The organism is Limosilactobacillus reuteri (genome assembly GCF_013694365.1).
GTDB lineage: Bacteria > Bacillota > Bacilli > Lactobacillales > Lactobacillaceae > Limosilactobacillus > Limosilactobacillus reuteri_E.
Map to the genome: position 1 here is coordinate 1611187 of NZ_CP059275.1, position 19992 is coordinate 1631178.

Sequence of the window (19992 nt, forward strand, 5' to 3'; positions counted from 1 at the left end):
TGCCCATACCTCAGGTCACTTTGAAGCAGATACAGTTTTATCTGGAAAGCGTAAAGGTCAAGCAATAGCTACGTTTGTCGAGCGTAAGAGTCGTCTTATCATCGTTAAACGGCTTCAGGGACGAGATAGCACCTCAATGACCAAGGCCATTTTAGAATTAGCTAACCAGTTAGAAGATAATCTCAAGGCCCTTACTGTTGACCATGGGAAAGAATTCGCTAACTACAAGCTAATTGAAGAGCAGGCCAGGATTCCCCTCTACATTGCGCATGCTTATTCTCCACATGAACGGGGCAGTAATGAGAATCGCAACCGAGTACTACGACGCTTTATCCCCAAAGGTCAACCGATTGAGGAAATCACTGATGATGAGTTAATTCAAATTAACTGGTATTTGAACTCCAGGCCACTCAAATGTTTAAACTGGCGCACACCAATTGAGATCTTTTTGCGTAATCTGCGTCACTAATTGAAGTTTAGTGAATTAGGCTTATCCGATAGCCTATTAAAAGCAATCAAACGGAGCGGATACGAAGAAGCAACACCAATCCAAGAACAAACGATTCCAATGGTTCTTGAAGGTAAGGATGTTATTGGGCAAGCACAAACCGGGACTGGTAAGACGGCTGCTTTTGGATTGCCAATTATTGAAAACGTTGATACTGAAAATCTCAATATTCAAGCAATTATCATTTCACCAACACGTGAATTAGCAATCCAGACTCAAGAAGAACTTTATCGTCTTGGTAAAGATAAACATGTTCGCGTGCAAGTAGTATATGGTGGGGCAGATATTCGGCGCCAAATTAAGAGCTTGAAACAACACCCACAAATTCTCGTGGGGACCCCTGGACGGTTACGTGACCATATTAACCGTCATACAGTTAAACTTGACCACATTAAGACCCTTGTCCTCGATGAAGCAGATGAAATGCTAAACATGGGATTCTTAGAGGATATTGAATCAATCATCAAGGAAACACCAGATGATCGGCAAACATTGCTCTTCTCAGCAACCATGCCACCAGAAATCAAGCGGATTGGAGTTCAATTTATGTCTGATCCGGAAACTGTGCGGATCAAGGCCAAAGAATTGACTACTGACTTAGTTGATCAGTACTATATTCGCGCGCGTGACTATGAAAAGTTTGACATCATGACCCGTTTAATTGATGTTCAAGATCCTGACTTAACAATTGTCTTTGGTCGGACAAAGCGGCGGGTAGATGAATTGTCGAAGGGCTTGATTGCGCGTGGCTACAATGCAGCTGGTATTCATGGTGACCTTACTCAAGATAAGCGTTCTAAGATCATGTGGAAGTTTAAGAACAATGAACTTGATATCTTAGTTGCAACAGATGTGGCTGCTCGGGGCTTAGACATTTCCGGGGTTACGCATGTTTATAATTATGATATTCCATCTGACCCAGACAGCTATGTTCACCGGATTGGCCGAACAGGACGGGCCGGACATCACGGGGTATCTTTAACCTTTGTTACCCCAAATGAGATGGATTACCTTCATGAGATTGAAAAATTAACCCGGGTACGGATGCTGCCACTTAAGCCACCAACAGCTGAAGAAGCATTTAAGGGTCAAGTTGCCTCAGCCTTTAATGATATCGATGAATTAATCGCGCGGGATTCAACTGATCGTTATGAAGAAGCCGCTGAAAAGCTACTAGAAACTCATAATGCAACTGATCTGGTAGCAGCATTGTTAAATAACATGACGAAGGAAGCGGCCAGTGAAGTTCCAGTTAAGATTACTCCTGAACGTCCTCTCCCACGGCGTAACAAGCGGAATAACCGTAATGGCAACCGAAATAATTCGCATGGTGGCAACCACTACCGGCGTAAGAATTTCCGCCGTCACCAACATGGTGGTGGTCACCGAAATGATAACCATGGAAAGAGCCATTCCAGTCGCCATGCATTTAATATCCGTCATCGAAAAGAAGATTAAATGAAAATGAAATTAGCGGAAATTGCCAAGGCGATCAACGCACAAAATGACATTGAACAATGGAAAGACGTAGAAGTGACTAGTGTGTCATTTGACAGTCGACACTTAGATCAAGGGAGCTTATTTGTTCCATTGCAAGGTGCCCAAGACGGCCACCAATACGTACCGAGTGCTTTTACCAATGGTGCAGTAGCTAGTTTATGGGCTAGTGACCATGAGATAACGGATCAGACGCACCCGCTATTAGTCGTTAGTGATCCACTAGCGGCCCTTCAACAACTAGGGAAGTACTACTTGTATAAGATCAATCCGATTGTTGTTGCAGTTACAGGCAGTAATGGGAAGACGACGACTAAAGATATGATTGCGTCAATCTTAAGTACGCAGTTTAATGTCGCGAAGACATATGCTAATTTTAATAATGAGATTGGGGTTCCAGTAACTCTTCTTAACATGGAGTCTAATACCGAAGCAGTGGTAGTTGAGATGGGCATGGACCGTTTTGGTCAGCTTGACTTCTTAAGTAAGCTTGTAAATCCTGACATTGCCGTTATTACAATGATTGGGGAAGCACATATCGAATTCTTCGGGACTCGTGATAAGATTGCTGATGCAAAGATGGAAATTACCCATGGCCTAAAGGAAGATGGAACACTAGTATTTAATGGGGATGAACCATTATTAGAGGAACGGGTAAAAGATCTTGCCCAACGACAGATGCGCTTTGGTCGGCAACTAAGCAATAATTTGTATGCAACAAGTGTCCGCGATGAACCACGGCAGTTATCATTTACCGTCAACGAATGGCCAGATGAAGAATTCACTATCCCAATGGTTGGTGAATACAATATTAATAATGCGTTAGCGGCTATGGAAGTGGGTAAGATTCTGCATATTACTCCCGCCCACATGAAGCAAGCGTTGGCAAACGTTGAATTAACGGAAAATCGTGCTGAATGGGTTAAAGGAAAGAATGGTGAACAGATCTTAAGTGATGTTTACAATTCAAACCCGACCGCTGCCAAGGAAGTCCTTAAGACGATTGCAGAAACACCAGTAGCTGGTCGCCGGATCGCCGTATTAGGGGACATGCTGGAATTAGGGGATGCTGCGGCAAAGTTGCATGCTAGCTTAGCAGAAGAGATTGACCACCAAAAGATTGCTAGTGTTTACCTTGTAGGCGAACAAATGAAAAATCTTAAAGACAAGTTGATCCAAGAAGGATACCCAGCTGAAGATATCTATCATTATGCTGCTAGTGACCTTCAACAATTAATTGCCGATCTTACGACTACTTTGACAGGTGATGATATTGTCCTATTGAAGGCAAGCCATGGCATTCACCTAGAAGAAGTCTTGACGGCATTAAAAGCAGAATAGATGTTATATCAGCAAATTGCCCGTAATAAACGAAAAACAATTTTGGTGATGTTTGGGTTCTTTGTATTGCTTGCTTTAATTGGGGCCGCGATTGGCTATTTATTTGCGCGGACAGCGATTGGCGGCATGATCATTGCGGCGATTATTGCGGTGATCTATATGTCCGTGATCATTGGTCAATCGACTGATGTAGTGATGCGGATGAATAACGCGACGGAGGTACGATCAGCGAGTGATGCGCCAGAACTTTGGCATATTGTTGAAGATATGGCTTTAGTTGCACGGGTACCAATGCCAAAAGTCTATATCATCCATGACCCAAGTCCCAATGCTTTTGCGACTGGTAATGATCCTGAGCATGCTGCTGTGGCCGCTACTACTGGTTTGATGGAAAAAATGAATCGTGAGGAACTAGAAGGGGTAATGGCCCATGAAATGACTCACGTTCGTAACTATGACATCCGTCTGCAAACAATTGCGTTAGCCTTAGCATCCGCAATCGCAATGCTTGTTAATTTTGCTGGAAATTTCTGGTGGATTGGTGGTCGGAGCAGTAGTGATGACCGGGATAATCCATCAAGTATTTTCGCCATCCTTGGTTCGATTCTTTTGATTATCTTAGCGCCATTGGCAGCAACCATTGCGCAGATGGCTCTTTCACGTAATCGGGAATACTTAGCCGATGCAGGTGCTGTGGAATTAACCCGTAATCCGCAAGGGATGATTAGTGCATTGGAAAAGCTAAAAACTGCTGTTCCAATGAAACATGTGGACCCAAGCAGTTCGGCATTATATATTAGCGATCCAGAAAAGAACGCTAAGCACCATCCTTTTTCAAATCTATTTGACACTCACCCCCCGCTAGAGAAGCGAATTGAACGGTTGCGTCAAATGTAAATGACCCTTATTATTGTAATTGTTGTCATTGTCTTGTTAATTGCTATTTATGCAGGACTTTACAACAGTTTGATTCAATTGCGGACACACGCACAAGAATCCTGGAGTCAAATTGATGTTCAATTACAACGACGTAACGACTTGATCCCTAACTTAATTTCAACAGTTAAGGGCTATAGCAAGTATGAAGCGGGAACCTTGGAAAAGGTGACAAAGCTGCGGACGGAATTAAATAGTATTCCAGACAGCGATCATGCTAAAAAAATGGAAGTTTCCAATGAATTAACGGGAACTTTACGGACATTGTTTGCCGTCGCTGAAAATTATCCAGACTTAAAAGCAAGTGCTGAATACCAAAAATTAATGGAAGAATTAACCAATACTGAAAACAAGATTGCCTACTCACGGCAGCTTTACAACAGTACTGTGGCGGCTTTAGATGCTAAGATTCAATCTTTCCCAAGCAACATTGTGGCTAAAATTCATCACTTCCAACAAATGGATTACTTACAAGTGCCAGAAGAAGCCAAGGCTGTGCCAAAAGTTTCATTTGATGATTTAGGTGATTAAATGAACGTTTTATTTGTCTGCTTAGGAAACATTTGTCGGTCACCAATGGCCGAGGCAATGTTCAAGCAAATGGTTGATGACGCAGGATTAAATGGCAAAATCAATGTTGATTCTGCTGGAACAAGTAACGAAGAAGAAGGAAATGGTCCCCACCCAGGTGCCGCAAAGACAATGCACGCACACGGGTTATCAACGGATGGCTTAATCTCACGCCCAATTACACGACAAGACTTCGAGTGGGCTGATTGCATCATCTGCATGGATAATATGAACAAGTACAACTTACAACGCATTGCACCAGCGCAAGATCGTGATAAAGTCCACTTAGCATATGAAGTAATTCCTGGCAAAGAAGATCAAGAAATTCCTGATCCTTGGTATACTCACCGCTTTGAAGATACTTACAATAGCCTAAACGAGACATTGCCATTATGGCTGGATAAAATTACTAAAGAATTGTCCTAAATGGCAATCACAGTTTACTTTGTCCGGCACGGTGAGACCTACTTCAACCGGTTTGCTCGCCTGCAAGGATGGTCAGATACCCCGCTTACGGAAAAAGGAGAGATGGATGCTAAAAAGATCGGCCAAGTTTTAGCGGACTTAAGGATCGATTACCTTTTCTCCAGTGATTTAAAACGAGCAGTTGATACTGCACGGCTTTTAATTGCGGATCACCCAACTGCGACGGTGAAGGAACCAATCCAAAAAAAGTTCTTCCGCGAGGTATTTTATGGGTCTTTTGAAGGTCATAGTAATGAAGAAGGCGCTATCTGGGCAAGCTATCTTGAAGGCAAGCGATTTAGGCGTATCGGTGAATTAGTTGATGAGTTTGGCGTTGAAAAAGCGCATGACTTACTGAAAGCCGCCGATCCGGCTCACCTTGCAGAAGATAGTAATGAATTAAATGCCCGTGTAGAGCAGGCAATTGCCTTTTTGCAAAGTTTACCGGATGAGAGTAATGTGGTTGTAGTAGCCCATGGATCGATTATCCAATATATTGCGGGGATGTATGGGAAACCTGGATACAAGTATGAAAACTTACATAACGGCGCGCTGATGAAGGTTCAGCTAACAGCTAGAGACGTTGAAATTACTGGATACAATCAATTTAAACTATAAATGGCTTACTTTGATAACGGAAACAAACTTTTTGATGATGCACGGAAGAATCAATACGCAATTGGGGCATATAATATTAATAATCTTGAATGGACCCGGGCAATTTTGCGGGCGGCAGCGGAGACTAATACCCCAGTTCTGATCCAAGTTTCAATGGGAGCTGCCAAATATATGGGTGGTTATAAATTTGTCAAAGATATGGTTGAAGACCAGATGGATGCAATGGAAATTAAAGTTCCAGTTATCCTGAATCTTGATCATGGTGACTATGATGCAGCGATTGAATGCATTAACTTAGGGTATTCGTCAGTCATGTTTGATGGCCATAAGTTGCCGATTGAAGAAAATTATGCCAAAACCAAAGAGATTGTCCAATTAGCGCATTCACGCGGCATTGCGGTTGAAGCCGAAATCGGTAAAGTGGGAGAAAATCAGGATACCAGCAGTGGGGAACTTGCTGATGTTGAAGATGCAATGGCGTTTGCAGCAATGGGGGTTGACCGTCTTGCTTGTGGGATTGGTAACATTCACGGCATTTACCCTGCTAACTGGCCAGGGTTAGACTTTGACCGCCTTCAAGAAATTGCGAATGCGATTGATATTCCGCTAGTGCTTCACGGTGGTTCAGGAATTCCTAGAGAACAGGTTCAAAAAGCAATTTCAATGGGGATTGCAAAGGTGAATATCAATACTGAATTCCAGTTAGCGTTCCAAGATGCAACCCGGAAGTATATTGAAAATGAATTAGACCTCAATAAAGAACAAAAAGGATATGATCCGCGGAAATTATTACTTCCCGGAACAGATGCAATAACTGCTAAAATGAAAGATATGATTGAATGGTTAGGCACGCCAGCAGTCGCCTAAATGCGCAAACCGTTTATTATTGCGAACTGGAAAATGAATAAAAATGTTCATGAATCCGTTGCGTTTGTTAAAGCAATTAAAGAAAAACTCCCGGCAAATAAAGAAATTGGGATCGCGGCACAAGCAGTCTCGCTCTATAACATGAAAAAAGTGGCGGGATCTTCCAACTTACAAATTATTGCTCAAAATGCATCTGCTGAGTTAGAGGGACCGTATACTGGAGAAATTAGCATGCGAAGTTTAGCAGATGCGGGCGTGACATACGTGATGCTAGGGCATTTAGAGCGCCGGCGCCTTTTTAACGAGAATAATGATTCAATTAATCAAAAAGTTTTAGCAGCCCTCAATGCTGGTATTATTCCAATCATTTGTACGGATGAAGAGATGGTCCAAACAGAAGTTAACGGACAAATTCATTATGTATTTCGCCAACTAAAAAGCGTCCTTAAGGGGGTACCAGCTAATAAACTATCACAGATTGTTATTTCGTATGAACCAAGTTGGGCCGTTGGGAGCACGCATCAAGCAAATCCAGACATTGCGGAAGAGGGATGTCTGGCAATTCGTCAAAGTCTAGTTGAAATGTATGGTAATGAGATTGGCGAGCAAGTCCGAATACTCTATGGTGGCAGTGTTAATCCCGAGAATATTGGTCAAATTATGAGTAAACCAAATGTTGATGGGGCGCTAATCGGTCGCGCAAGTCTCGAGATTGAAAGCTTCTTACAAATGATTAATTATATCGAATTAGCGAGCAAGCAGAAGTTACAGGTAATTTAGATGCAAATTTTTGTTGATATTAATGCTTCTGAAAACGGTAATGGTTCACAAGAGTTTCCGTTTAAGTACATCCAACAAGCGGCGGATATCGCTCAACCGGGGGATTATGTTCAAGTAATGCCGGGGGAATATCATGAGGAAGTTCATCCACAATATTCCGGCACTAGTGATAAGCCGATTATTTATGCATCTGCTAAGCAAAATCGGGCAATCATTACGGGCGCTGACCGTGTTACTGGCTGGCAACATGTTGCTGGTCCGGTATGGCAATTAAAACTCCCTAATGCCGAATTTGGTAACTATAATCCATACAACGTTTTAGTTGATCAAACCTTTAATCATGCCGGTGAAATCTTCCTAAATAATAAAGCAATGTATGAGGTTGATCAGTTAGCAAAAGTTGAAACACCAAGTGAAAACAAATTTTCCCGAGACCGGAAATTTACCTGCTATACCTGGTATACCGAACAGTTGCCAGCAGAAGATTCAACCGTAATCTATGCAAACTTTCAAGCGCAAAATCCTAATGATGAACATGTTGAACTGACTTTCCGTGAGACGTGTTTCTATCCAGAAAAAGCAGGACTCAATCACCTTATTCTATCGGGCTTTACAATGACGAAGGCTGCTTGTCGATGGGCATCTTCGCAATATAATAAGGGGATTATTGGTACTAATCGTGGTCAGGGATGGAAGATTGCCAAGTGTGACATTTCTCACGCTAAGTGTTCTGGGATCTCCCTTGGTCGAAATATTGTTCCAACCATTGACGATGATAAGGTTTATCCACACCGGATTAAGAACAATACGATTCATGATTGCGGGCAGACTGGAATTATCGGTGTTGAAGGCAACCCATCGCCGATTATTGAACACAATAGTATTTACAACATTAACGTCCGCCAAAACCTTGTCAGTGATGATGTCAGTGCGATCAACCTTTCGCCAGCGATTGGGGCTAAGATTTTACGCAACTGCATTCATGATTGCACGCGCGGAATTTGGCTTGGTGGCAAGGTCGAAGATACCCAAATTTCACGGAATGTGTTCTACAACAATTCACTGCCAGATTCATTTGAAGTCACAAACGAAAATCGGGAGGACTTAGTAGCGGCCCTTGGTGAAGATATTGAAATTAAGGATTCGATGGGTGTGACCTTGATTGATAATAATTTCCTATTATCGGATTGTACGCTTAAGCTCGAATCTAAGGGCGTCCTTCTCGTTCATAACCTAATTAATGGCAGCGTGGAATGGTTAAGCAATACGAATGTTGCTGAAAATGATCCTTACTACCACCGCCTTTATCAACAAAATACGCCAGAAAGTGCTCCTTACGATTCTTCTTGTTTCTATAACAATGTCTTTATCCGGAAGAACCTCCGGAGTGAAATGGCAAAATTAATTGCATTTGCCCACAAACAGGCAAGTGAACAACCAATCGATAATTATATTAGCGATGATAATGCTGCTTATGTTGGCCTAGCCAGTGGACAACGAAGCTATATTCCAGCTAATAAAGCAGGAAATATCTTTATGAATGATGAGCAAGAAGACGTTAAGGTCGCCATCGATTCAAGTGAAGATGGGGTATTTCTTAATAGTAATATTTGCGACTACTTGAATGAAGATACTAGTCGGGTGATCGCGGTTGGTGTTACTCCCGAGACTGCCCGTGATTTTGATACAGATTTCTTAGGGAACCATCGTGAAGGAATTAGTGTAACCGCTGGACCTTTTGATACGAAAGAAGAATATAGTCAACGCTTATTTAGACTACTGTTTTAAATGGAAAAACGCGAACAAATGAATGTTTTATGGTTTGATGAATTGCATCGCTCGGACGTTAATCTCGTTGGTGGGAAGTCCTCTTCATTAGGGGAAATGACTTCTGCAATGAAAATTCCAGTTCCATATGGATTTGCGACGACAACTCACGCTTATCGTCAATTTATGGCGGAAACGGGATTAAACGACCAAATTAATAAATTATTAGCCGAAATTAATGACTATGAAAATGCTGACGAACTTCATCGGGTTTGCTCACATATTCGGCAGATGATTGTCGAAGCACCGATGCCAAGTGAGATCGCTATGACAATCAAAAAAGCTTATGCAGCCTTATCAGAAAAAATGGGTGAAACTGAACCATTTGTAGCAATTAGGTCAAGTGCTACCGCTGAAGATTTACCGAATGCTTCTTTTGCGGGGCAGCAAGAATCGTATTTGAACGTGCGTGGAGCTGAAATGGTATTAGCAAAGGTTCAAGAATGTTATGCTTCCTTGTTTACCGATCGGGCAACCTATTACCGGCATAAGCAACATTTTCCTCATGAAAAAGTGGCTTTATCTGCGGCCGTTCAGATGATGGTTTTCTCAAAAGCTTCTGGGGTTATGTTTTCAGTTAACGTGGCGAACGGAAATGATGCCCAAATTGTTATTGATACGATTTGGGGATTAGGTGAATACATTGTTTTAGGAAAAGTAACACCGGATCATTTTGTGATTAATAAAAATAACCTTCAAGTAGTAGAACGTTCGGTAGTTCCGAAAGCAATTGAATTGTGTCAAACCCCTGGTGGCGGAGTACATGAAGAACCGGTGCCAGCAGACCGGGCAATCCGGCCAGCGCTAACTGAAAACCAAATTCATGAATTAGCAGGATACGCAAAGGAAATTGAAAAGCACTATGGTTGTTACATGGACATGGAATTTGCGCTAGACGCCCGCACAGATCGGTTATGGCTAGTACAAGCTCGTCCAGAAACGGTTTGGTCGAATAAAAATAATAAGCAAGCAACAAAGGAGTCTACTGTCTCAATGAATAAAACTAAAAAAATCTTGGTCAAAGGATTACCAGCAAGTCCAGGCGTTTCCACTGGAAAGGTACATGTAATTGCGGATCCTAAAGATATTGATGAATTTGAAGAAGGAGAAATATTAGTAACGTTGATGACTTCGCCTGATTGGGTACCGGCAATGAAAAAAGCAGCAGCAATCATCACCGATAATGGTGGAATGACCTGCCATGCCGCAATTGTTTCTCGTGAAATGCAGATTCCGTGTATCGTTGGAACCAAGAGCTGTGGGCAGGCAGTTACTGAAATGCTACAAGATGGTGAACAAGTGACCGTTGATGCTAAAAATGGAGTCGTTTATCAAGGTGATCTCGCAGAACAATTTAATGGCGAAAAAGAGACAACGGAATGTCACCATGCAGAATATTACGCGCCGACTGCAACCAGGGTCATGATGAATTTAGGCGATCCAGAACTAGCAGAAAAATATGCAGAACTCCCTGTTGATGGCATTGGCTTAATGCGAGAAGAATTTCTTTGGACGACTTATATTCATGACCATCCCCTCTACTTAATTGAAACTGGTCATCCCGAAAAAGTTGTTGATATGTTAGCAGATGGGATTGCTAAAGTGGCTCGGGCGATTGCTCCACGGCCGATGGTTTTACGTTTTTCTGATTTTAAGTCGGGAGAATACCGTAATTTAACGGGCGGCGATAAATATGAGTCCCATGAACCTGCCGACTTATTGGGATGGCGCGGCGCTTCTCGGTACTATGATCCCAAATATATCGAAGCTTTTAAGCTAGAACTTGCGGCGGTAAAAAAGGTGCGTCGAGAATTCCAGTTAAAGAACCTCAATGTAATGATTCCGTTTGTCCGCACCGTTGCCGAAGCTGATAAAGTTACAAAATTAATGGCAGCTGCCGGGTTACATCGTGGTCCAGATTTTAAGGTATACATGATGGCCGAGATCCCAAGTAATATCATCTTGGCAGATCAGTTTAATAAATATGTTGATGGTTATTCGATTGGGTCCAATGATTTAGCAATGCTTATTTTAGGTTGTGATCGGAATAATGATACAGTGGCCCACCTCTTTGATGAACGTAATCTTGCGGTGAAACGTGCGATTAGCCACCTTATTAAGGCTGCTCACCAAGATAACAAGACGGTTTCAATATGTGGGCAAGCACCATCTGAATATCCTGAATTAGCATCTTTCTTAATTCAGCAAGGGATTGATTATATTTCAGTCAATCCAGATATGGTTAAAGAAACCAAACAGAACGTGGCAAGGATTGAACAGCGCATAATCCTGGATAACGCGACGGGTAAGGGACGACAAGCTGTGGAAAATTATGCATGGTAGAAAAAAGGACTTTGATATAAGTTAAGTTACTTTCATAAAAAGCAAATACGCAGTACAACAATGGCCTCCAACGTCCGGCTTAAAAACCGAACATTGGAGGCCTATTGTTGCTTGCGGGGGCTCCCAGAGGCTTGCTTCGCGTCGAAAAACGAAGTCACAAGTGACTTCTGTCTCGCTTCCTGAACTAATCTTAGGTTGTTTGTGAAAAAAGATAAAAAGCGATCATTTGAATGGTTATGGTGGACAGCGGTTGTTGTACTGTTATTGATTTCAGTTGTCTTAATTTTTAACCAACAGATTAAGTCTTACTTAGTAGGGAGTTATAAACCTGAGATTACTCGGCAAACGGTTCAAAGCAACCAAAAGAAAAAAGCGACCTATGATTTTCAAAGTGTCAAAGATCTTAACTTGCAAACGGCTGCCAAGGCTCGTGCAAATAAGCAATCGATTAATACCATTGGAGCAATTACGGTTCCGGCTATTAATATGACGATTCCAATTGCTAATGGGATTGATAATACAACCCTTGCGTTAGCAGCAGGAACCCTTCGTCCGGACATGAAGATGGGGGAAGGTAACTATGCGTTAGCTGGTCATAATATGGCCCACGGGAGTAAAATCCTATTTTCCCCATTGTATTATCATGCTAAGGTGGGACAGATGATTTATATCACCAACATGGATCGCGTTTATGAATATAAGATTTATCAACGTGAATTCATTGCGGCGACCCGGGTTGATGTGGTAGATAATACACCGGAAAAGATTATTACTTTGATCACCTGTGATGCTACCGGGACCAATCGGTTGATGATCCGCGGTAAATTTGTTAAGTCAGAACCATTTACGCAAGCACCACAAAATGTGCAAAAGAATTTTAGCGAGAAATATACAACAGGTCGTTAAATGAAAAAAATGACTAAATCAATTCTCCACACTCGTTTAGTATTGATTGGCCTAATATTGATCTTAGTCCTAATGGCAATTCCAGCATATTATTGGATGAAAGATACAAATAAATATTTAGCTGCCCAACATAATTCTAGAATGTCGCCGATAATTATGGTTCCTGGAAGCTCAGCAACACAAAACCGCTTTAATCCACTTATTCGTAAACTTAACGAGGATAGCCCTAAAAAACATAGTGTGTTGCGCTTAGAAGTAATGAACAGCGGTAAAATTGTTTCGCAAGGATGGATAAATCGCGGCGATAACGAGCCGATTATCGTGATTGGCTTTGAGAATAATCGCGATGGCTATCAAAATATAAAGAAACAAGCGCAAATGGTTAATAAAGCATTTGAACGATTGACGGAAGAGTATAATTTTAATAACTTTAAGGCGTTTGGCCATTCCAATGGGGGTCTAGTATGGACTTATTGGTTGGAACATTACTACTCTGAATATAAAGATGCGATTACAATTAAAAGGCTAATGATACTGGGAACGCCATACAACTTTGCGGAGTCTTCTGTTAGCCATCCGACGCAAATGTTTTCTGATTTTGTAAAGTATCGAAGTCGAATTCCTAAAAACTTATTAGTTTATTCGGTCGCAGGGACAGAAACTTATACATCGGATGGTCTCGTCCCAGAAGGAAGCGTCGATGCCGGTAAGTACATTTATCAAAAACAAGTGGCCCATTATACGAGTATGACGGTCACGGGAAAAGATGCTCAACACTCTAACTTGCCACAAAATAAACAGATTGTACGGTTAATTGAAGAGTATTTGCTTGATCCAAATGACAACGGTAATCCTAATTCGCAAAATAAGCAGGGGGCTACTCAAAATTAAATGCATGAAAAAATAATTAATCGAATAATTGCTCTGCATCGTTATTCTTTTGTTAGAATAACCCGGCAGACATTAATTATGATTTTTCCCATTGTTTTTATTGGAACGATGGCAAAGATGATTTTGAAAACTGTTTTTAAACCAGATGGATTTATTTATAATATTGCTTTTCTTGATGTAATACCACAGAACGTGTTGCGGATTATTCAATTTATGTTAACTAGCATTAGTCAATTAACCTTAGGGATTCTAGGAATTTATACTGTTTATATGGCAGCAAAATTTACGGCGAAAAGGTATCGGCGAGACGGTAAATTTGCCGGAATAACCGCTATTTTGACCCTTTTACTAATGTCTTATCGTTATGGCAAGTCGTCCCCGCAATTTTCCCTTAGCTTTTATCAACGGCTCCTCAGTGGCAATAGTTTGTTAATCGTTTTAATTCTTGGTTACGGAATCGGCCAGCTTTACCGGTGGTTAACCCCGCCCAAAGATGGTGATAATACCAATGCGTTGCCGTTATTACAGGAACGATCATTTAGTTCAATGCTGCCAATGACAATTAGTCTTATTTTTGGAGTGACGGTTGCTCTTTTCTTAAATTCCAACACAATCTATCATGCTTGGTCAACAAGTTACTCCACGTTAGTTACGACTGCCCAAGAGCATCGGCAATTATGGCTGACGTTATTAGCTACAATGGGGCTAACAATATTTGATTGGTTAGGATTAGGTGTTCCATACACTTCGATGGCGTTAACCTCTGGAGATTCATTTACTGCTAACTTGAACTATGCGCTCGCTCATGGAACTCCGTGGAATGTACCGTATGAGTTTTTAGGCAGTTCTCTTTATAATTCATTTGCTAACTTTGGGGGCGATGGATTGATCCTTGCCTTGATAGTTGCCATTCTGTTAACTTCTAATGGCTCCTATATGCATTGTGTTGCCCAGTGGACGGCCTTACCAACACTATTTAATTTTAATTATGCGGCAATGATTGGCTTACCGGTTGTATTTAATCCCTTATTTCTGATCCCATTTGTCTTCTTACCGATTGTAAACATTCTCCTTGCCAGTTTAGCGATTGCGATTCACTTAATACCTTCAACGCCTTACCCGGTTTTGCAGGGGACACCGGGACCCCTTATTAGTTTTTTGGGGACAAATGGTAATTGGGGAATTTTGATTTTTACCTTGGTATTGCTTTTAATCGATAGCGCTGCCTATATCCCCTTTGTAAAAATGGCCTTAGTCGTTGAAAATCGCTTAACATTAGCAGAACAGGACGTGATCAGTCATGAAAAAAATGACTAAATGAAACAAGGAATTCATCCAGATTATCATCCAGTAGTTTTTGAAGATTCATCTACTGGTTACAAGTTTCTCTCTGGCTCAACAGCCACTTCAAGTGAAACTGTTAAGTGGGAAGACGGTAACGAATACCCATTAATTCGGGTTGAAGTTACTTCAGATTCACACCCATTCTACACTGGTAAGCAAAAGTTTACTCAAGCCGACGGTGCTGTCGACAAGTTCAACAAGAAGTACGGTCTCAAGTAAATGAAGAAAATGATCATTCAAGGAGGAAACCGTCTTTCTGGCGAAGTTACGATCGGTGGTGCCAAAAATAGTACAGTGGCATTAATTCCAGCTGCTATTCTTGCGGATACCCCTGTAGAGTTTGACACGGTTCCAGATATCTTGGATGTTCACAATCTGATGATTATTTTGGAGTCAATGAATGTAAAGTCCGAGTTTAGTCACGGAGTTTTAGATATTGATCCAACACAAATCGTAGAAGCTGAACTTCCAAGCAAGGCAATTAAAAGTCTTCGGGCTTCCTATTACTTTATGGGTGCATTATTAGGTCGTTTCCATCGCGCGACATTAACATTTCCGGGAGGCGATAATATCGGCCCTCGCCCAATTGACCAACATTTAAAAGCATTTAAAGCACTTGGAGCAACCGTTAGCGAAGAAAAGGGTACTGTTCATTTAGATGCGCCGAATGGCTTACATGGGTCTCGGATCTTTTTAGATATGGTATCAGTTGGTGCAACGATTAATGCTACCTTAGCAGCTGTTCGCGCTGAAGGAACAACGATTATTGAAAATGCAGCTCGTGAGCCGGAAATTATTGATTTGGCAACATTCTTAAATAATATGGGCGCCAAAATTCGGGGTGCTGGAACCGATACTATCCGTATCACTGGAGTAAAAACACTTCAGTCAATGAATACTCATACAATTATTGCTGATCGAATTGAAGCAGGAACATACCTATCCTTGGCAGCAGCGCTTGGTGATGGGGTTATGATCCATAATGTTATTCCTGAACACTTAGAATCATTTACCAGTAAAATGATTGAAATGGGTGTTGAACTTCAAATCGATAGCGATAAGATTTATGTACCAAAATCCAGTCATTTACATCCGGTTACTGTTAAGACAATGCCATTCCCTGGTTTTGCTACTGATTTACAACAACCGCTTACCCCATTGATGTCTCTTGCTGATGGTGATAGTACGATTGTTGATACCATTTATCCCAAGCGTGTAAAGCACATTTCCCAACTACAAAAAATGGGGATGAAGATTGAAGCACATGATGGGATGATTATCGTTAAACATACAGAAAAGCTTCATGGCGCAGAAGTCTCTGCAGGTGAGATTCGTGCCGGAGCGGCTTTAACCATTGCTGGATTAATGGCAGATGGACAGACTGTAATTAATAATGCCGGAAATATTTTACGGGGTTACGATCGAATTGTATGGAAGCTTAATCGCCTTCATGCCAATGTTTCTATTGAGGACGATTCTTCAGTAAAAATTGGTTAGATGACGAAATACATTTTTGTAACCGGTGGAGTTGTATCATCATTAGGAAAGGGAATCGTTGCTGCCTCTTTAGGACGGTTATTAAAAAATCGGGGCCTGAAGATTGCAATCCAAAAATTCGATCCTTACATCAATGTTGATCCCGGTACGATGAGTCCATACCAACACGGTGAAGTTTTTGTGACTGATGACGGAACAGAAACTGATTTGGACCTTGGTCACTATGAACGTTTTATCGATAATGATCTTAATAAATATTCAAATGTTACAACGGGTAAAATCTACTCTGAAGTTCTTCGTAAGGAACGCCGTGGGGATTACCTTGGTGGGACAGTACAAGTTATTCCACACATCACTAATGCCATTAAGGACAAGATTAAGCGTGCTGGTGAAAGTACTGATGCTGAAGTTGTAATTACCGAAATTGGTGGTACAGTTGGGGACATTGAATCACAACCATTCATGGAAGCTATTCGCCAAATGAAAGAAGAAGTGGGTAGTGAAAATGTATTGTACATCCATACTACCTTAGTACCATATCTTCGTGCTGCTGGTGAAATGAAGACTAAGCCAACTCAACACAGTGTTCGCGAATTACGTGGTTTAGGAATCCAACCTAACATTTTAGTTGTTCGGACAGAGCAACCAATTACTGATGATATGCGGAAGAAGATCGCCTTATTCTGTGATGTTGATCCTAAAGCCGTTGTTGAATCGATGGATGTTCATACCCTTTATGAAATTCCGTTAAACTTACAAAAGCAAGGAATGGATCAATTGGTTGTCGACCACTTTGGTTTAAACGTGCCAGAAGCTGACATGACAGAATGGACTGAAATGGTAAATCATATTGAACATGACTTAACTAAGACCGTTAAGATTGCGATGGTTGGTAAGTATACTGACTTACAGGATGCTTATATTTCAGTTAATGAATCATTACGTCATGCTGGTTATCCTGTCAATGCTAAGGTAAAGATTGACCACTTTAATGCTGAAAACATTACTCCAGAAAATGTTGAAGAGACATTGAAAGACTACGATGGGATTCTTGTTCCTGGTGGTTTTGGAAATCGGGGAGTAGAAGGAATGATCACTGCAATTAAGTATGCTCGGGAAAATGATGTTCCTTATCTCGGTATTTGCTTAGGAATGCAAACAGCATGTATTGAATTTGCACGCGATGTATTGGGCTACACTGATGCAAACTCAACTGAATTTGATACAAACACTAAACACAATATTATTGACTTGATGGCAGATCAAGCGGACATTGAAAATATGGGAGGAACACAACGGCTTGGTGCATATCCATGTAAGCTTAAGCCAGGAACAGTTGCGGCAGCGGCTTATGGTAACCAATCAATGATCAGTGAACGGCACCGTCACCGTTATGAATTCAACAACGACTACCGTCAAGAAATGGAAAACCATGGCTTAGTTATTTCTGGAGTAAACCCAGATCGGAATTTAGTTGAAGTAGTTGAAATTCCTGATAAAAAATTCTTCGTGGCTGCTCAATACCACCCAGAATTCAAGTCGCGTCCTAATCATCCAGAAGGATTATTTGCTGCATTTGTAAAAGCAGCTGCTGAGGACAAATAAATGTGCACCAATTTGGATTTAAAGGTTTTTGACGGTCAGGACAAATCAGAACTTTCAATGATTGAAGTCGCACACGCTATTTTAGCTCACCATGGAGAAGCAATGGCGTTTGTTGATTTAACCAACGAGGTTCAGCAATATCTGGGTAAGAGCGATGAGGAAATTCGTGAACGTCTTGCACAGTTCTATACTGACTTAAATGTTGATGGCAGTTTTATTTCCCTTGGTGACAACACCTGGGGTCTGCGTGCTTGGTACCCATTCGAATCTATCGATGAAGCCACAGTTGGTGAAAACGAAGAAGATGAAGAGGATGATCGTCCAAAGAAGAAGCGGCGTAAAGTCAATGCTTTCCTCGCAGACACCGATGACGATGACGATGTAATTGACTATGACAATGATGATCCTGAAGATGAGGATCTTGATACTGACGATGACACTGATTCTGAAGATGATTATGATGACGACACTGATGACTTCAGTGACGACGATGATGATCTTGACGACGGTATTGAAGGTCAGCTATCAGAATTACATGATGAAGAAGATGAAGACGAGGATGACGAATGAATGAATGGTAAGTATTATTTACGGTACATTGAACACCAAGATGGTCAAGAAACGCCGGTCCAAATTAAATTTGAAGATGAGCTAATCCGCTTAAGAAGGCGTGGAAATGTCGAAACAAACCTATTTTTAGACCCAACACAAGAAACCATCATGCGGTACCAAACAGAATACGGTATGATTAAAATTGACGTGTTAACAGAAAGTTTGGAAAAAGACGTTGATGTAAAGGCTCCGGCTGGCCACCTTTCTGTTAAGTACCAACTAAAACAAGCGGGACAATTAATAGGTAGTTACCAACTAGAATTGCAATTTGCTGCTTAAATTGAACTACTCCCACTTAGCTAAACCTACGGTTTAATGCTTGAAGTAGGAGATTCTGGAAACATCGCATACTTACCCTACCGATTCTGAACGAACCTTCAAGCAGAGGTTACGACTATTAGCCAAGGCTCGTCCCAAGCCTAACTTTATCTATCGGATAGCTAATCCTTTTTGCAAGATGACTTGTGCAGCGTTAATATCACGATCTAAATGTTTACCACAGTTTGGACAATCCCACTCACGTACCGCTAACCATTCCGATTTAAATCGGAATGGTTAGCGGTACGTGAGTGGGATTGTCCAAACTGTGGTAAACATTTAGATCGTGATATTAACGCTGCACAAGTCATCTTGCAAAAAGGATTAGCTATCCGATAGCCTTGGCTAATAGTCGTAACCTCTGCTTGAAGGTTCGTTCAGAATCGGTAGGGTAAGTATGCGATGTTTCCAGAATCTCCCACTTCAAGCATTAAACCGTAGGTTTAGCTAAGTGGGAGTAGTTCAATAAAATATGGAATTTCCTAAAAAGGGAGATATTATAATTGCCGATGCAGAACTTCACGCAGGACATGAAATGGGTGGACATAATCCTAAAAAAGGAAATATCCGCAGACATTATGTTGTCATGAGTACATCCGCCTATAATGAGGCAACCCATATGTTTATTGGGATGCCAATCACAACCGCTAACTATTCTAACAATCCTCGTTACATGCCCATTTTATTGAACTACTCCCACTTAGCTAAACCTACGGTTTAAATGACTGTTAAACTGAGACAAACTGGTAATTCAAGAACGTTAACCGTACCGTCAGGAATTAAAGTAACTGGAGAAGAATATACCGTAAAGAATGTTGGTAAGACAATTGTATTTACCCCTGTTGCAAAAAGGAAAAATATTTTTGCCACCAAAGATTGGAAAGAATACGATTATCAAAAAGATATCGAAAACGACCCAGCATTACAGCCAGTAAAACAAGTAGGACGTGAGGCAATTGATTAAATGGTAAAAGAAAAAGACCTTTACCAGGACGTTCACGAAAGTAGTATAAAGTATGCTAAAATGATAAAGATTATTAAGACCAATCAACGTTATGCACTGACTG

At 41.3% G+C, this 19992-nt stretch carries 20 protein-coding genes and 3 pseudogenes; 22 read left to right on the forward strand and 1 reads right to left on the reverse strand.

All coding sequences use genetic code 11. From position 1 onward, the window contains the following. Positions 1 to 10: 10 nt before the first annotated feature. The 19 genes and pseudogenes from HHK02_RS09370 to HHK02_RS09460 all read left to right on the forward strand — a co-directional run. Positions 11 to 469 (forward strand): annotated as a pseudogene (locus HHK02_RS09370) (IS30 family transposase); the annotation flags it as partial. Beyond that, positions 470 to 1966, forward strand: coding sequence for a DEAD/DEAH box helicase (locus tag HHK02_RS09375; RefSeq protein WP_085681066.1), 1497 nt, complete (start codon positions 470 to 472; stop codon positions 1964 to 1966). Further along, on the forward strand, positions 1967 to 3346 hold the full coding sequence (locus HHK02_RS09380) for a UDP-N-acetylmuramoyl-tripeptide--D-alanyl-D-alanine ligase (RefSeq protein WP_181462338.1): 1380 nt from the start codon (positions 1967 to 1969) through the stop codon (positions 3344 to 3346). Continuing rightward, on the forward strand, positions 3347 to 4243 hold the full coding sequence (gene htpX / locus HHK02_RS09385; protein WP_003671267.1) for a zinc metalloprotease HtpX: 897 nt from the start codon (positions 3347 to 3349) through the stop codon (positions 4241 to 4243). Next, the gene (locus HHK02_RS09390) at positions 4244 to 4813 is read left to right on the forward strand and encodes a LemA family protein (RefSeq protein ID WP_003667234.1); all 570 of its coding nucleotides are present in this window, start codon (positions 4244 to 4246) and stop codon (positions 4811 to 4813) included. Continuing rightward, positions 4814 to 5278, forward strand: a complete 465-nt coding sequence (locus HHK02_RS09395; protein ID WP_152701580.1) for a low molecular weight protein-tyrosine-phosphatase — start codon at positions 4814 to 4816, stop codon at positions 5276 to 5278. Next, positions 5279 to 5935: a histidine phosphatase family protein gene (locus HHK02_RS09400; protein WP_152701579.1), complete on the forward strand. Its 657-nt coding sequence runs from the start codon at positions 5279 to 5281 to the stop codon at positions 5933 to 5935. Further along, positions 5936 to 6802 carry a class II fructose-1,6-bisphosphate aldolase gene (fba, locus tag HHK02_RS09405; protein ID WP_035160021.1) on the forward strand — a complete coding sequence of 289 codons (867 nt, stop codon included), beginning with the start codon at positions 5936 to 5938 and terminating at the stop codon, positions 6800 to 6802. Further along, positions 6803 to 7582, forward strand: a complete 780-nt coding sequence (gene tpiA, locus HHK02_RS09410; RefSeq protein ID WP_003671275.1) for a triose-phosphate isomerase — start codon at positions 6803 to 6805, stop codon at positions 7580 to 7582. After that, complete coding sequence (locus tag HHK02_RS09415; protein WP_181462339.1) at positions 7583 to 9370, forward strand: right-handed parallel beta-helix repeat-containing protein; 1788 nt, start codon at positions 7583 to 7585, stop codon at positions 9368 to 9370. After that, positions 9371 to 11752, forward strand: coding sequence for a phosphoenolpyruvate synthase (gene ppsA, locus HHK02_RS09420; protein ID WP_003671278.1), 2382 nt, complete (start codon positions 9371 to 9373; stop codon positions 11750 to 11752). It abuts the gene before it with no gap. Positions 11753 to 11953: 201 nt separating this feature from the next. Beyond that, entirely contained in the window at positions 11954 to 12658 is a 705-nt protein-coding gene (locus HHK02_RS09425; protein ID WP_003671280.1) for a class A sortase, read from the forward strand. Beyond that, entirely contained in the window at positions 12659 to 13549 is an 891-nt protein-coding gene (locus tag HHK02_RS09430; protein WP_003671281.1) for an alpha/beta hydrolase, read from the forward strand. Further along, entirely contained in the window at positions 13550 to 14866 is a 1317-nt protein-coding gene (locus HHK02_RS09435) for a PTS transporter subunit EIIC (protein WP_003671283.1), read from the forward strand. Next, the gene (locus tag HHK02_RS09440; protein ID WP_003665599.1) at positions 14867 to 15112 is read left to right on the forward strand and encodes a type B 50S ribosomal protein L31; all 246 of its coding nucleotides are present in this window, start codon (positions 14867 to 14869) and stop codon (positions 15110 to 15112) included. After that, a complete protein-coding gene (locus HHK02_RS09445) occupies positions 15113 to 16390 on the forward strand; it encodes a UDP-N-acetylglucosamine 1-carboxyvinyltransferase (RefSeq protein WP_003671285.1) in 1278 nt (425 codons plus the stop codon). Next, entirely contained in the window at positions 16391 to 17995 is a 1605-nt protein-coding gene (locus HHK02_RS09450) for a CTP synthase (protein WP_003671286.1), read from the forward strand. Between the two features lie 12 nt (positions 17996 to 18007). Further along, positions 18008 to 18565: a DNA-directed RNA polymerase subunit delta gene (rpoE, locus tag HHK02_RS09455; RefSeq protein ID WP_172401344.1), complete on the forward strand. Its 558-nt coding sequence runs from the start codon at positions 18008 to 18010 to the stop codon at positions 18563 to 18565. Next, positions 18566 to 18886: a YwiB family protein gene (locus tag HHK02_RS09460; protein ID WP_003671289.1), complete on the forward strand. Its 321-nt coding sequence runs from the start codon at positions 18566 to 18568 to the stop codon at positions 18884 to 18886. Between the two features lie 150 nt (positions 18887 to 19036). Here the strand turns inward: HHK02_RS09460 and HHK02_RS12680 are convergent. Next, positions 19037 to 19150, reverse strand: a pseudogene (locus HHK02_RS12680) (zinc ribbon domain-containing protein); the annotation flags it as partial. On the opposite strand from HHK02_RS12680, the pseudogene HHK02_RS12685 reads away from it, so the two are divergent. The 3 genes and pseudogenes from HHK02_RS12685 to HHK02_RS09480 form a co-directional block, all read left to right on the forward strand. Next, positions 19151 to 19264 (forward strand): annotated as a pseudogene (locus tag HHK02_RS12685) (zinc ribbon domain-containing protein); the annotation flags it as partial. A gap of 133 nt (positions 19265 to 19397) precedes the next feature. After that, positions 19398 to 19646, forward strand: coding sequence for a type II toxin-antitoxin system PemK/MazF family toxin (locus HHK02_RS09475; protein ID WP_080562286.1), 249 nt, complete (start codon positions 19398 to 19400; stop codon positions 19644 to 19646). After that, the gene (locus tag HHK02_RS09480) at positions 19647 to 19889 is read left to right on the forward strand and encodes a hypothetical protein (RefSeq protein WP_181462340.1); all 243 of its coding nucleotides are present in this window, start codon (positions 19647 to 19649) and stop codon (positions 19887 to 19889) included. The last annotated feature ends 103 nt before the right edge of the window (positions 19890 to 19992 follow it).